At 57.4% G+C, this 13,358-nt stretch carries 14 protein-coding genes; 6 read left to right on the forward strand and 8 right to left on the reverse strand.

Annotated features, from left to right (window positions below; genetic code table 11):
* From COL8621_RS03930 to COL8621_RS03940, 3 genes are read left to right on the forward strand one after another with little or no spacing between them, the layout of a single operon-like run.
* Positions 1–528, forward strand: a complete 528-nt coding sequence (locus COL8621_RS03930; protein WP_093966003.1) for a c-type cytochrome, methanol metabolism-related — start codon at positions 1–3, stop codon at positions 526–528.
* On the forward strand, positions 512–1,354 hold the full coding sequence (locus tag COL8621_RS03935; protein WP_093966004.1) for a substrate-binding domain-containing protein: 843 nt from the start codon (positions 512–514) through the stop codon (positions 1,352–1,354). Before COL8621_RS03930 ends, COL8621_RS03935 begins: the two co-directional genes overlap by 17 nt.
* Complete coding sequence (locus COL8621_RS03940; protein WP_093966005.1) at positions 1,351–1,890, forward strand: PQQ-dependent catabolism-associated CXXCW motif protein; 540 nt, start codon at positions 1,351–1,353, stop codon at positions 1,888–1,890. The genes COL8621_RS03935 and COL8621_RS03940 overlap by 4 nt, the downstream gene beginning before the upstream one ends.
* Here COL8621_RS03940 and COL8621_RS03945 read toward each other — a convergent pair.
* From COL8621_RS03945 to COL8621_RS03955, 3 genes are read right to left on the reverse strand one after another with little or no spacing between them, the layout of a single operon-like run.
* On the reverse strand, positions 1,887–2,702 hold the full coding sequence (locus COL8621_RS03945) for a quinoprotein dehydrogenase-associated SoxYZ-like carrier (protein ID WP_093966006.1): 816 nt from the start codon (positions 2,700–2,702) through the stop codon (positions 1,887–1,889). The genes COL8621_RS03940 and COL8621_RS03945 overlap by 4 nt on opposite strands.
* Positions 2,702–3,658 carry a YVTN family beta-propeller repeat protein gene (locus COL8621_RS03950; protein ID WP_093966007.1) on the reverse strand — a complete coding sequence of 319 codons (957 nt, stop codon included), beginning with the start codon at positions 3,656–3,658 and terminating at the stop codon, positions 2,702–2,704. The genes COL8621_RS03945 and COL8621_RS03950 overlap by 1 nt, the downstream gene beginning before the upstream one ends.
* Positions 3,645–4,181 (reverse strand): SRPBCC family protein, encoded by a 537-nt coding sequence (locus tag COL8621_RS03955; RefSeq protein ID WP_093966008.1) that lies wholly within the window; start codon positions 4,179–4,181, stop codon positions 3,645–3,647. The genes COL8621_RS03950 and COL8621_RS03955 overlap by 14 nt, the downstream gene beginning before the upstream one ends.
* Before the next feature lie 327 nt (positions 4,182–4,508).
* On the opposite strand from COL8621_RS03955, the gene COL8621_RS03965 reads away from it, so the two are divergent.
* From COL8621_RS03965 to COL8621_RS03975, 3 genes are all read left to right on the forward strand, one after another.
* Positions 4,509–5,672 (forward strand): lanthanide ABC transporter ABC transporter substrate-binding protein PedA1, encoded by a 1,164-nt coding sequence (locus tag COL8621_RS03965; RefSeq protein ID WP_235823729.1) that lies wholly within the window; start codon positions 4,509–4,511, stop codon positions 5,670–5,672.
* A gap of 10 nt (positions 5,673–5,682) precedes the next feature.
* Positions 5,683–6,657, forward strand: coding sequence for a YVTN family beta-propeller repeat protein (locus COL8621_RS03970; RefSeq protein WP_093966011.1), 975 nt, complete (start codon positions 5,683–5,685; stop codon positions 6,655–6,657).
* Positions 6,658–6,811: 154 nt separating this feature from the next.
* Entirely contained in the window at positions 6,812–7,249 is a 438-nt protein-coding gene (locus COL8621_RS03975; protein WP_093966012.1) for a cupredoxin domain-containing protein, read from the forward strand.
* A gap of 69 nt (positions 7,250–7,318) precedes the next feature.
* Here COL8621_RS03975 and urtE read toward each other — a convergent pair whose 3' ends face one another.
* From urtE to urtA, 5 genes are all read right to left on the reverse strand, one after another.
* Positions 7,319–8,014, reverse strand: coding sequence for an urea ABC transporter ATP-binding subunit UrtE (urtE, locus tag COL8621_RS03980; protein WP_093966013.1), 696 nt, complete (start codon positions 8,012–8,014; stop codon positions 7,319–7,321).
* A 1-nt stretch (position 8,015) separates the two neighbouring features.
* Complete coding sequence (urtD, locus tag COL8621_RS03985; RefSeq protein WP_093966014.1) at positions 8,016–8,756, reverse strand: urea ABC transporter ATP-binding protein UrtD; 741 nt, start codon at positions 8,754–8,756, stop codon at positions 8,016–8,018.
* Positions 8,753–9,985 carry an urea ABC transporter permease subunit UrtC gene (urtC, locus tag COL8621_RS03990; RefSeq protein ID WP_093966015.1) on the reverse strand — a complete coding sequence of 411 codons (1,233 nt, stop codon included), beginning with the start codon at positions 9,983–9,985 and terminating at the stop codon, positions 8,753–8,755. The genes urtD and urtC overlap by 4 nt, the downstream gene beginning before the upstream one ends.
* Positions 9,986–9,988: 3 nt before the next feature.
* The gene (gene urtB, locus COL8621_RS03995; RefSeq protein WP_093966016.1) at positions 9,989–11,950 is read right to left on the reverse strand and encodes an urea ABC transporter permease subunit UrtB; all 1,962 of its coding nucleotides are present in this window, start codon (positions 11,948–11,950) and stop codon (positions 9,989–9,991) included.
* 72 nt (positions 11,951–12,022) lie between these two features.
* Entirely contained in the window at positions 12,023–13,285 is a 1,263-nt protein-coding gene (gene urtA / locus COL8621_RS04000) for an urea ABC transporter substrate-binding protein (RefSeq protein WP_370804585.1), read from the reverse strand.
* Positions 13,286–13,358 lie beyond the last annotated feature (73 nt).

The raw sequence follows: 13,358 nt of genomic DNA on the forward strand, positions 1-13,358 counted from the left end.
ATGCGGAAACTGGGAATTCTGTTGGCAGCAGGCGCGATTGTTGGGTTTGGTGAAGCCACATATGCGCAGGACAACAGTGAAGAGAAACCTGACAACATAACGGTCGCGTACAGCGAAGACGGTCGTTATTTCACCGAAGATGATATCCCGACATACAACATTGCCGAAGATGGCACGATCGACTGGCTGACTTATTCGGGCTTCCGTCGTTACCATTCGGAATGTCATGTTTGTCATGGGCCCGAGGGCGAAGGTTCAACCTATGCGCCCGCCCTTAAGAATTCGGCGCTGGAAATGGATTATTACGACTTCTACGATGTCGTAACCAATGGGCGCAAAGTGATCAGCAACTCGGAAAATTCGGTGATGCCGGCCTTTGGCGATAACCCGAATGTCATGTGCTATCTCGACGATATCTACGTCTATCTAAAGGCGCGCGGTACCGAAGCTGTGCCACGCGGTCGCCCACGCAAGAAAGAGGCGAAATCAGACGTGATCCGCGAGGATGAAAATGCGTGCTTGGGCTAAAAAGGCCCTTCTGCCAATAGGCACAGTCATGCTTGCCCTTGTGGTGGGGGCAGCATCGGCGCAGACGTCGGACCTCGTTTCTAAAGCGGCGTTCCGCGTCTGCGCCGACCCGGCCAACCTTCCGATGTCTGACAAGGATGGGAACGGGTTTGAAAACAAGCTGGCGCAGATGTTCGCCGCCAAGCTTGAACTGCCATTGGAATACACGTGGTATCCGATGGCGACGGGGTTCATCCGCAACTCTCTCAGGGCCAATAAATGCGATGTCGTGATCGGCTATGCACAAGGCCACGAGATGGTGCTGAACACCAACCACTACTTCACCTCTGCCTATACGTTGATCGTGCCAAAGGATGGCCCATTGGCCGATGTTGAGGCGTTGAACGATGAACGCTTGCAGGGCACCAAGCTGGGCATTATCGCGGGCAGCCCGCCTGCGACCCACATGGCGCGTAACCGGCTTTTGCCGCGCGCCAAGGCGTATAATTTGGTGGTTGATCGCCGCCATGAATCGCCCGCGGTGGATATGCTGAACGACCTGCGTGACGGTGAAATCGACGGCGCCCTATTGTGGGGCCCGATCGGTGGGCCGCTGGTGAAAGCTGATTACCCAGAGTTCAGGGTGATACCCCTGCTGAAAGAAACCCTTCCGCCGCGCCTTCACTTCCGCATCACAATGGGCGTGCGTCAGGGTGAAAAGGTCTGGGCGCGCAAGCTAAACTCCCTCATTCGTCGCAATCAGGGGGAGATCAACGCCATCCTAGAGGAGGCAGGCGTTCCCCTTATGAACGACATGGGGACCGGCCTGCTGGGTGAGCCGAATTGATACGCGCGGCGGCAATAGCACTTTGTCTGTTGCCGCCGGCGGCCTTTGGCCAATCGATCACTGAACCTGATGACTACCGCCACCAAGAATACCGCGCCCCTGTGCCGGTGTCCTTGAAAGGCGGGATCGTGGTGAACACTGAAACGGCCTTTGCGCTTTGGAAAACGGGCCGCGTAGCGTTCGTTGACGTGCTGCCGCGTCCGCCCAAGCCAAAGAACCTGCCCGAAGGTACGATCTGGCGCGATCAGCCGCGCCATTCGATACCGGGCTCCATCTGGCTGCCCAATGTCGGCTACGGCGCGCTGGCAGAGATCACGCATCAGTATTTCAAGGACGGGCTGGTCAAGGCCACGGGTGGGGATACAGATTACCCGGTGGTTTTCTTCTGTCTTGATGAGTGCTGGATGTCGTGGAACGCCGCGCGTCGTGCGCTGGAATATGGGTACCAGCGCGTCTATTGGTTCCCCGAAGGCACCGACGGGTGGGAATTTGAAGATTACCCCACAGAGGTTCTGGAAGCGGAGCCCGAACCTTAGAACCCCGAAAGCGCGCGGCTGGCGTGAGTTACCGTGCCATCGGTGTCGGTCATCGTCACATCGACGGATCGTGTTTCATTGGGAACTGACAGGCTGATTTGTGGGTTCTCGCTTAGCGAAATACTGCCTGTGACATCAACATAGCCTTCGCCGTTCAGGTCCACCTCTACGTTCTCGACGTAGCGCATGGGGATGAACAAAAGCGAGATCTGATCCATTTGCATGCCGGAATGGCTGGGATGGCTGATATCAAGATCAAGTTGCTTGTCCCGCGCCGCCAACGTGCCCAGCTGATCAGAAAGCGACGCCGTGCGCGCGCCCTCCTGTATGCCGATCAGCATCTCGCCAAGGGATTCCAGCGCCAGCTTGGGGTCCGTCCCTGGCGGAGCAGAACACGCCCCCTGACCAGAGGTTTTCACGTAACCTTCGGCCACATACAGCTGCCCGTCGGTGGTTTCAGCGATCACATGCAGTGGTGTTGGCCCGTTGATCCGCATCGTGACATCGAAAAAGAAGCGCGGCAGCGGTTGGTCGAATTTGAAAACTGCGGAAACCGGCATCGGGTTTTCATCAAGGATAAGCGTCACGCTGTCCAACATGCGCCCACCGGGGGGCTGGATGCGCGCAGCAACCTGTGTGCGGGCGTCATCGGGGGTGCGATAGGGCGCGTCGATCAGAATAGAGTTTTGGGCCTCTATCAGTTCGCGTTCACCGTAAAGCGCGTCGCGCAGGTCCGGCCAACTTGGCTCGGCTGCAAAAACCGGTGCGGTGCTGCTTAGCAGGATGGACGTGATTAGTGCCGTAATACGCATTAGTCGCTCCTCTCAGCCGTGATGAATTTCCCGAAAGCTCTGGGGCCATCGCCTGTCTCGATCTCTCCCACGACTTCCAAAGTCTGGGCATCGATCACGCTGACGGAATTTGAAAACCAGTTCGCCACGACAACAAAGGCGCCGTCTGTGGTGGCATCAATCCCTTCGGGGTATTCGCCGACATCAACCGACGATATCACCTTCAGCGTCTTTGCGTCAAAAACACTGACGGTATCTGCGTATTGGTTGGTCACAAAACCGCGATCCATCGCGAAGGCAATGCCATAAGGGCGCGCGCCGACGGGGATGGTGGCCAGTACCGCGCCTGTTTCAGGTGACACAACGGTTACGTCGTCGCTTCCGACGTTGCCGACGAACAGACGCCCATCGGACGAAAAGCTAAGGCCGAACGGGCGGACGCCAACGCCGATGCGCCGACGCAACTGCAAACTGTCCAGATCGAAGATGGAAACCTGATCGGCGTCGCGATCCGCCGAGGCCAGCGTTTGCCCGTCAGACGAAATGGCAATGCCCGCTGGGGCGCTTCCGCTTTCAAGGGTGCCGATCAATGCCATGGTCGCGCTGTCGATCACCCAGATACGCGCGTTGTACCAATCGGACACAAACAGACGTTTGCCAGAGGGTTCGACCGCGATGCCGATTGGGCCACCATCAAGCGCAAGCGCGTGTTCCATGTCGCCGGTTTTCAGCGCATAGCGGCGCACGGTTTTGCTGTCTGGGCTGACGGTGAAAAATTTGCCGGACCCGGCGTGAACGGCGACCCCGGCAGGCTTGCCGGGAACAGAGACGCGCCGTTCCTCCGCCCCTGTCGCGATGTTCAAGATGCTAAGATCGTCGCTATTCTGGTTGGTTACAAAAGCAAAATCCCCTGCTGCGGCCGAAGCCGCAACAAGGGCTGGGAAGACCCAATGAAGAAGATGCCTAGTTGCTGGCAAACCGCGCGACCAAGGCGTCCAAACCCGCTTGATAAACGCCAGTTACGGCAGCAATAGCGGCTTCGTCGCTTAGTTCTGCGGGGGGATCATTGTTTGGGTAGCCGCGATAAAACGCGCCGCGCCATTCAACCGTGGAACCGCCATTGTCCGCAGGCTTTACCGTCAGGTGGGACGAGTAGTTGGTGACCGGAAGAACCTCTACCAAGACATCGGTGATGCGGTAGGAATAGCTCATCTTTTCGTCGCTGAACTTGTACAGAATTTCGGCGATGGTCGGCCCGTCCTCGGCACCAAGAACCAACAGGCGCGTGGCGTCGATGTCGTTGCCGCCTTCACCCGTGGATGAATGAACAGCCGGGTGCCAGCTCATATCTTGGAAATTGCCGACAACGGCCCAAACTTCTGCGGGGGGCGCTGCGACGTCGGCTGTTAGGGTTACTTTTTGACGGGTCGGCCCGTGGGCAAAAGCCAAGGCCGGCGCAATCATCGCAACGATGGTGATCAGGTTTCTTAGAAGGCGCATAAGGCTCCTCATATTTTGAAGAAGTGGTTCTTTAGATTGTAGCGCGATGCCCTGAGCCACGTTTCATCAGTGTTTGTTCGAAGCTCGACAGATTGCCCTTGCCCCAGAGACTTGGTCGGTTGCGTGGTGAAAGCCAAAGTCACGGGCAGGGCAAAAAACACGAAGATTAGGGATATCAAAAGCCGCATAGTGGAACCATGGTATGGCAGGGGCATGTTCGCGCAATTGATCCATAAGTATCGGTTCCAATTGCATGGGGAACATTGGCAAGCTTCGCATGATCCTTCAGGGAGGAGGGAGCAACAATTGCTTAGTCTGCAAAGAATTTTGACCGCGGCACTGACCTTTACGGTTTGGGCCGGGCAAGCGCATGCGCTTGAAGTGAAGACGGCCGTTTTGCGCGTTGATTACCCCAAGGTTTTGCCGATCTCGCGGCTGGATCATCCGGTTGATGATCTGGGTTTTGCCGGGGCGGTTCTGGCGAACGAAGACAACCGGACCACGGGTTCGTTCCTAGGGATGGAGTTCAGCGCCGAGTTCGTTGCGGCCCCTGCGGGCGAAGCGTCTGACGCGATGGCCAAGCTGCTGGCCGATGGTTACGATCAGGTCATTGTGATGGCCAACGCCGAAGATACGCTTTCACTGGCAGATCAGGCTGGTGATGGCGTACTGGTCGTGAATGCCTTGGCGCGCGAAACCGCGTTGCGTGATGACCAGTGCCGCGCAAACCTGCTGCACGTGGTGCCAAGCAACGCAATGCTGGCCGACACGGTCACGCAGTTCGCGATGTGGAAAAAGTGGGACCGATGGTTCCTGATCTATGGGTCAAACCCCGAAGATACGGCCCTTGCAGAAGATTATCGTCGTTCGGCCAAGAAATTCGGTGCCAAGCTGGTTGAAGAACGCGAGTTTGAGGACACTGGCGGATCGCGCCGCACCGACACGGGGCATGTGTTGGTTCAGCGTCAGATTCCGGTGTTCACCCAAGACGCGCGCGCCCATGACGTGGTGATCGCCGCAGACGCATCAGAGGTATTTGCGAACTATCTTCCGTTTCACACATGGGAACCGCGCCCGGTAATGGGCTCCGGCGGATTGCGCCCGGTTACGATACATCCCGCCCACGAAGCCTGGGGCGCAACCCAGTTTCACACCCGATTTGAAAAACTGACCAAGCGGTTCGTGCGCGAACAGGATTACCAAGCGTGGCTTGCCCTGCGCGTAATCGGAGAGGCCGTCATTCGGACCAGCAGCAACGACGTTGCGGTGCTGCGCAATTACATCCTTGGGGACGCTTTCGAATTGGCGGCGTTCAAGGGGCAAAAGGTTACGTTTCGCGATTGGAACGGACAGTTACGCCAACCAGTCCTTCTAAGTGATGGGCGCATTACGATTAGCGTTTCACCGCAAGAGGGCTATCTTCACCAACGCTCGCTTCTGGATAGTCTGGGACTTGATAAGCCAGAATCCAGATGCACCGCATTTAACTAGGGGGTTTTACATGAAGACCATTGTCACGGCTCTTGGGCTTAGTTGTCTCATGGCTCCGGCTGCGATGGCCAACAAGGTCTATGTCAGCAACGAAAAGGGCAACACGATCTCTGTGATCGACAGTGAGACTTGGGACGTGGTGGATACCTTTCATGGGGGTAATCGCCCGCGTGGTATCACCATCAGCCCCGACGGCAAGCACCTGTATGTCTGCGCGTCGGACGACGACACCGTACGCGTCTTTGATGCCGTAACCTATGAAGAGCTGTGGACCCTTCCATCTGGCCCTGATCCGGAGCTGTTCGTGCTGCACCCATCGGGAAACCCGCTTTATATCGCGAACGAGGATGACAACCTAGTGACGGTCGTCGATACGGCCAGCCACACGGTTGTGGCCGAAATTCCGGTTGGGGTTGAACCCGAAGGGATGGCGATTAGCCCCGATACCAAATACGTCGTGAACACGTCAGAAACGACGAATATGGCGCATTTCATCGACACGTCTGATTACAAGATCAAACACAACGTACTGGTTGATCAGCGCCCGCGTTACGCGCTTTACACGGATGATGGCAGCAAGCTGTTTATCAGTTCGGAAATTGGCGGGACGATCAGTGTGATCGACCCAAATGCCGAAGGCGGACCGAAAACCACCACGAAAATCACCTTTGAAGTGCCGGGGGTGCAGCCGGAATGGCTTCAGCCTGTGGGTATGAAGGTGACGTCAGACAACAAGTGGTTGTTTGTAGCGCTTGGCCCGGCAAACCGGATTGCGGTGATCGACGTCGACCAGAACGAAGTCGTTGATTACATTCTTGTGGGGCAGCGGGTTTGGCAACTTGCCTTCACGCCGGATCAGAAGTTCCTGATCACCACCAACGGTAATTCCAACGACATCACGATCATCGATGTTGATGCGAAAAAGGCGATCAAATCGGTTCAGGTGGGGGAACAGCCGTGGGGCGTTGTCGTTGCGCCGGACTAACGTGCCCCTTTGGTCGCGCTTGATCGACCCGGAGCATAGAATAAGCTTCTAAAAAATCGTCAAGCTGCCAGGTCTTCGCGCCCAGCTAGAGGCTGACAAAACTCTGCGGTGGCCGCGCCGCGCAGACCTATGAATGACTGTTTGGGAGGATAGTATGAAACACGGTTTTAAGATTGCCTTGGCATTTGCGGGCGCATTGGCCGCCGCACCAAGTTTTGCCCATGATCTGGGCTTTGCCGGCCTTTTATCCAACACCAATATGGAAGAACTGCCAGAGATTACATTGTCGGTTGGCAAGCCCTTGGCCGACGGCCCGCTGGTGCTGAAATCTGGTTCTGGATACGAGATTGAGATTACATCGGACGGTTCCGGCGAGCTGGCTTTGGAAGGGCCGGGTTTTTTCCGCGCGATTTGGGTGAACGAGGTGGTCGTGAACGACCTTGAAATCCGCCCCTATGGCTTGGAAAGCCTAGAGTTTGACGACGAAGGCACGATGGAAATCGAATTCATCGCCATCAAGCCCGGCAACTATTTTCTGCGCATTCCTGGATCAACCGGCGAAGGGCAGCGGTTGGATATCACCATTCAATAAGGCGAACCCGATTGCCGCTGAAACAAAGAAGCGCCGCCTTTCTGGGCGGCGCATTTGTGTTTGAGGGCGTTATACGGACACCGCCGCCATCAGCGCGTCCTCAGAAATGTCGGTCTTTTCACCGCTTAGCGTCACCCGGCCTTGGTTCAGCACATAGAAGCTGTCGGCAAGGCCATAGGCGAAGCTAAAGAACTGTTCGACCAGAACGATTGCCATGGTGTTTTGATCGCGTAGGTATTCGATCACGCGGCCGATTTGCTGAATGATGTTGGGCTGAATGCCTTCGGTCGGTTCGTCCAACAGCAACAGCTTGGGCTTGGTGATCATCGCACGGGCAATCGCTAGCTGTTGCTGTTGCCCGCCCGATAAATCGCCACCGCGCCGGTTCTGCATTTCCTTCAGGACCGGGAACAACTCATAGATCTCATCGGGTACCATATGTTCGCTGCGTGGAAGGCAGGCATAGGCGGTTTCCATATTCTCTTTCACCGTCAGCAGGGGAAAGATCATGCGCCCCTGCGGCACGTAACCAACGCCCTTGTGCGCCAATACATGTGCCGGTGGTTTGGACAGGCTTTCCCCGTTCAACAGCACGCTGCCAGCTGTGCGATGATGCGTGCCCGACAGCGCCTTTAGCAGGCTTGTTTTGCCCACGCCGTTGGTGCCCATCACACAGGTGATCTTGCCCGCAGCGGCCTCCATATCGATCCCGTACAGGATTTGAGAGCCACCATAGTGAAGCGTAAGGTCTTTTGTTTCCAGCATCTTAGCGCCCCAAATATACGTCGATGACTTCTTGGTTGGCGGTCACGTGGTCAAGACTGCCCTCGGCCAGAACGGACCCTTCGTGGAATACGGTCACTTTGCAGTCCAACCGCCGCACGAATTCCATATCGTGTTCCACCACGACAACGGCGCGGGTCTTGGCGGCCTCTTTCAGCAGGTTGGTGGTGTGCTCCCTTTCCGCAGGGCTCATCCCGGCGGCGGGTTCATCGACCAGCAAAAGGCGCGGTTCCTGCGCCAGCAACATCCCGATTTCCAGCCATTGCTTTTGCCCATGCGCCAGCTCGCCCGCCTTGCGGGGAAGTTCGGCGCTTAGCCCGATTTCATCCGCCAAGGCATGCACCTTGTCCCGATCCTGTGCGGACCGGCGGTACAACAGCACGTCAAACGGCCCGCGCTCTTTCTTCAGTGCCATCAGCAGGTTGTCGAAGACCGACTGATCCTCGAACACGGTGGGGCGCTGGAATTTGCGCCCGACACCGGCGCGCGCGATCTGACTTTCCGACATTTTCAGAAGCGAGATGTTCTTTTCGCCCCAAATCACGCGCCCCTCGTCGGGGCGGGTTTTGCCGGTGACAATGTCCATGAACGTGGTCTTGCCCGCGCCGTTCGGCCCGATGATCGCCCGCAACTCGGCGTTGCCGATATTGAAGCTAAGGTTGTTGATCGCACGGAACCCGTCGAACGTGACCGAGATGCCGGATACCTCTAACAGGGTGCTCATTGCTCGGCCTCCTTTTCGCGGAACGAACCTTGGTCGGGGCCAAGATCGGCACCGTGGCGTTGTGGGGCCAAGCGGCCCGACAGCATGTCGAACAGCCCGCCGATGCCTTTGGGAGCGAACAGGGTGACGGCGACAAAGCTTAGACCCAGCAGAACCAGCCACCAATCGACCCATTTGACCGTGTAGAACCCAAGCGGGATGTCGGGGGCCTGACCGCCGGTGAACCAAGTGGACACAAGGCTAACAAAGGCCGCGCCGATCACCGCGCCATAAAGCCGCCCACGCCCGCCAATGGCCACCCAAACCGCCAAGTAGATGGAGGCAATGGGCGCAATTTCGGCAGGGTTGATGATGCCCGCCTGTGGGTAATACAGCGCCCCGGCGATGGCGGCGATAATGGCCGTGACGGTAAAGACGAACAGCTTGTACCCTTCGACGTGATAGCCAAGGAACCGTACGCGCGCCTCGTCATCGCGAATGCCGCGGATCACGCTGCCGAACTTGCCGCCCACGATCCATGCCGCCAGCAAATACCCCAGCGCAAGCGCGGCCGCCGATGCCCACAGGAAGTAGATAGAGATCAGCGATTGCGGAACGTTTTCCGCACCGGGCAGGTTTTGCAGGCCAGACAGGCCGTTATTGCCGCGCAGGCCGCTGTCGTTCTGGAACAGGTACAGCGACAGGGCCAACGTCATCGCCTGTGTCAGGATGGACAGGTACACGCCCGTCACGCGGCTGCGGAACGCGAGCCAGCCAAAGACCAGCGCCAACAGGCCGGGGATCAGCACGACCAGCGCCAGCTGCGCAAACAGGCTGTCAGCGAAGTACCAGATCGGCGGAATTTCAGCCCCGCCAACGACGCCGAAAATCTGTGTGCCGATACCGTCGCGAATTTCCTGTGGGGTGGGGGGCAATGGTGCGCCCGCCGTGGCAGAGACGACAATCGCTTTGGTGCGTTCGTACATCAGCCACATGCCGATCATATAGCCGCCCAAGCCGAAGAACGCGAAATGCCCAAGGCTTAGGATGCCGCAATAGCCCCAGACCAGATCCATCGCGATGGCGATCAGGCACAGGCACAGCGTTTTGCCCAATGTCTTGACCATCGAGGTAGAGATGACATCGACGCCCAAACCTTCGCTTAGCAGGGTCACGCCAAGGGTGAACACCGCAAGGATCGTGATGAAGATCAGTGTGGATGGGTTGCGTGCGAAAAAGCTTCGTTCCATCGATCAATCCCCCGCCGCGCGGCCTTTAAGGGCAATGATGCCCTTTGGCCGGAATTGAATGAATATGATGATGAAGATGATCATATAGGTCTGCGCGGCCAGCGTGTTGGACGGGTTCAACCACTCGATCCCTTTTTGCAGCGACCCGATCATGGTGGCGCCCAGTAGCGTGCCCCAGATGTTGCCGACGCCGCCCACGACCACGGTCATGAAGCTTTGCACGATGTAATCCGCGCCCAGTTCCGACGTGACCTTGGCATAAAGCCCGATAGCCACCCCAGCAATCCCGGCGATGCCTGAACCAAGCCCGAAGGTCAGCATGTTGATGCGGTCGGGATTGATGCCCATCGATGCCGCCATGCGTGGGTTTTGCGTCACTGCGCGTACCTCTAACCCCAGCCGGGTTTTGTTCAGCACGAACAGCAGCAGGAACAGGAAGATCACGCTTAGCACGAAGATGGCGATACGGATGTAGCTGATCGATACCACGTCGTTGAACACCAGCGCACCGTCCAGCCACGCTGGGGAGGTCAGCGGGCGGGCCTGTGTGCCGAAGATGTTCTTGGCCAACTGTTGCAGCGCGATAGAGATGCCGAAGGTCGCCAGCAAGGTTTCCAGTGGTCGGTTATAGAGCCAGCGGATCACCAAGCGTTCCATCGCCACACCGGCTGCGAAGGTGATGGCGAAGGCCAGCGGCAGCGCCACGATGATCGACACGGTGTAGTCGGGGATCACCTGTTGCACGACATAGCCGGTGTAGGCGCCCATCATGATGAATTCGCCGTGGGCCATGTTGATAACGCCCATCACGCCAAAGGTAATGGCAAGCCCGATTGCAGCCAGAAAATAGATAGATGCAAGCGACAGGCCGTCCAGCGCAAGGTCGAACATTTGGTTCACGCCAACCTTGGTGGAAATTGATGTCAGCGCCTCTTGCGCGGCGTCTGTCACGTTCGCGTCGGGTTCGTCGTATTGGTCAAAGAACACATGTGCGGCAAGCGCGGCATCCACGTCAGCGGCCGTAACCTCGGCCGGGACGGTGCCTGCGGCGGCCAGCGTGGCATATGCCTGCGTGCGTGCCGCATCCGTATCAAGCGTGTGGATGGGGGTGCCAGCCACGCTGCCTTCGACGATATTTGCGATAAGGGCGTCTTTCTTTTCCGCAGCCGTGATGCGGGCGGGCGCAAGCTCAGCCGCCACCAAAAGGGCGTATGCCTGATCGCGTGACAGGCGCGCGGTGCCGGGTTTGATCACCGCTTTGATATTCGCATTCGTGGGAAGTTCAGCCGCTGCTTTGCGCGTGGTGCTGGTCAGCGGGTTCAGCGCGGCGCGGGCGTCTACGCCAAGGTCGCCAGTGAAGCTTTCAATCGCGGCCACACGGGCGGCGCTGTCTTCGTCGTAAGAAATGGTCAGCAACCGCTCCAACCGCTGCTTACGGGCCAGCAGGGCAGGGTCATCCTCTCCCTCAAACGCGGCGCGTAGGGCGGCAAGGTGGGATGCCTCTGGCCCGCGTTCAATCGCGCGCAATCCTTCGGCGCGCTTGCGCGGGTCGGGGTCGGTCAGTTGATACCGAACCAACGCGGTTGCAATCACGCTGCGCACGCCGCTGTTGGGTTTAAGCTGTTTCACGGCTTTCTTATCGAATTCGCCAACGGGATCGCCCGTTTCGATATCGAAAAGCTGAATATTCTTGTTGGGCAGCGGCTTGGCGAAAAAGAACAACCCATCCTCTTTGCGCTGCCAAATCTCTTTCTCGCGCCACTTGGCCAGAACTTCGCGCGTTTGCGGAAGGCCCGAGGCAAGCAGTTCGTCGATCACCCCATCGATCGTCTTGCGAGAGGCCTTTTCGACCGCCGCGCGGTTTTCTTGAAGAAGATCTTGGATGGGGCTCTGGGCGTTCACGGCTATCGCAGCCATCAGCCAGAAAAGTGCCGCGCGAAGCGCGAGTATAACGGTGCGTGTCATTCCTGCCCGAACCGGAGGGGGCGCGGGGCCCCCTCCTTTTTTAGTGTCATTGGGAACTAAGCCAAGATCGGCTTAGTAGTTCGATTTGATCTGAACACAGGTGCTGGTGTCTGTGTTGTACATACCGCAATCGAGGTCTTTCCAATCGGACTTCAGTACGGCGGATTCAGCCAAGAAGTCTGTCCAAGCGTCGCCCGCTACTTCTTCGGTTTGGCTGATGATGTCGAACTGACCGTCTTCTTGGATTTCACCGATCAGAACCGGCTTGGCCAAGTGGTGGTTCGGCAGCATCACTGCTGTACCGCCTGTCAGGTTCGGCGTTTCAAGGCCGTACATTGCTTCGCGAACGGCATCCACATCGGTTGTACCTGCTTTTTCAACGGCCTGTACCCACATGTTAAAGCCGATAACGTGTGCTTCCATCGGGTCGTTGGTCACACGATCTTCGCCCATCTTGGCTTTCCAAGCCGCGATGAATTCGTCGTTCAGGTCGGATTCAGCGGACTGGAAGTAGTTCCAAGCAGCCAAGTGGCCAACAAGGTTGGTTGTGTCGAGGCCCGAAAGCTCTTCTTCACCAACCGAGAATGCAACAACCGGAATGTCGTCAGCCGAGATGCCAGCAGCAGCCAGTTCTTTGTAGAAGCCGATGTTCGCGTCACCGTTGATGGTGGAGATCACGCCAACCTTTTTGCCGTCCGCGCCAAGCGCGACAACGTCAGCAACGATCTTGGACCAGTCAGAATGGCCGAACGGGGTGTAGTTAACGAAAATGTCGTCAGCCGCGATGCCTTTGTCCTTGAGGTACTGTTCAAGGATCTTGTTGGTGGTCCGTGGGTAAACGTAATCGGTGCCAAGCAGCGCGAATTTCTCTACGCCCAGCTCTTCTAGGAAATAGTCAGTCGCCGGAATGGCCTGCTGGTTCGGGGCCGCGCCGGTGTAGAATACGTTTTTAGAGCTTTCTTCGCCCTCGTACTGAACGGGGTAGAACAGCAGGCCGTTCAGTTCTTCGATGACTGGCAGAACGGATTTACGCGAAACCGATGTCCAGCAGCCGAACATCACGTTAACGTCTTGTACGGTGATCAGCTCACGCGCTTTTTCAGCGAACAGTGGCCAATCGGAAGCTGGATCAACGACTACCGGAACGATCTCTTCGCCCAACAGGCCGCCCTTGGCGTTCTGCTGTTCGATGAGCATCAGCATCGTGTCTTTCAGCGTCGTTTCGGAAATAGCCATGGTCCCAGAGAGGGAGTGCAGAATGCCGACCTTAATTTCGGCATCAGCGGCGCCAGCAAATACGGCCGACAATACAGCAGCGGAAAGAATTCGTTTCATCATGTTCAGATAGTCCCTGTTGCGTCCTCGCGGGACTATTCCGTCCCACCGGGCAATAGGGTTGTGAAAAAAA

Source organism: Actibacterium lipolyticum (assembly GCF_900184935.1).
Classification (GTDB): domain Bacteria; phylum Pseudomonadota; class Alphaproteobacteria; order Rhodobacterales; family Rhodobacteraceae; genus Actibacterium_A; species Actibacterium_A lipolyticum.